Origin of the sequence: Methylobacterium hispanicum, assembly GCF_022179285.1 — a bacterium.
GTDB classification, from domain to species: Bacteria; Pseudomonadota; Alphaproteobacteria; order Rhizobiales; family Beijerinckiaceae; genus Methylobacterium; species Methylobacterium hispanicum.
On sequence record NZ_BPQO01000094.1, the window covers coordinates 1 to 764 of the forward strand.

The 764-nt window shown below is 77.4% G+C and carries 1 protein-coding gene; it reads left to right on the forward strand.

The window, feature by feature from the left end; genetic code table 11:
- Nucleotides 1-764, forward strand: a 764-nt coding sequence (locus MFF56_RS31895) for an Ig domain-containing protein (RefSeq protein WP_238232221.1), incomplete at both ends; no start/stop codon positions are given.

The window sequence follows — 764 nt, forward strand, 5'->3', positions numbered from 1 at the left end:
CCCGGCGTCACTCTCTCCAGCTCCACCGGCCAGATCTCCGGCACGCCGACCCAGGCCGGCCGCTACGAGGGCCTCGCCGTCACCGTCACCGACGCGGCCGGCTTCAGCGCCACCACCTCGACCTTCGCCATGGTGGTGGCCGACCCGCTCGAGATCGCCGGCTCCGCCCCGCGCGGCGTGGCGGGCACCCCCTACGCCGCCCGGCTCGCCGCGTCCGGCGGCTCCCAGCCCTACGCGTTCTCGCTCGCCCAGGGCGACCTGCCCTTCGGCCTGGAGCTGGCCGAGGACGGCACGCTCTCCGGCACGCCGCTCCTGGCCGGCACCAGCTCCGGGCTGGTGGTGCGCGTCACCGACGCCAACGGGCAGATCCGCGACACCGCCCCCTTCTCGATCGTGGTGGCCGAGGCCCTGGCCGTCGCCTCGGGACCCGACGCCCACGCCACCCGCGGCAAGGCCTACGCCTCCGCGTTCGCCGCCGCCGGCGGCAGCGCGCCCTACGCCTTCGCCCTGGTCGGTGGCAGCCTGCCGCCGGGCCTGTCGCTCGCCGCCGACGGCCGCGTCACCGGCACGCCGACCACCACCGGCAGCTACGGGCCCTTCACGGTGCGCCTGACGGACGCCGAGGGCACCTCGGCCACGGGCGAAGCCTCGATCGTGGTGGCCGACCCGCTCGTCCTCGCCGGCGGCGCCGGCGAGGGCATGCTGGGCGAGCCCTACGAGGCCCGCTTCTCCGCCGGCGGCGGCAGCGCCCCCTACGCCTTCGA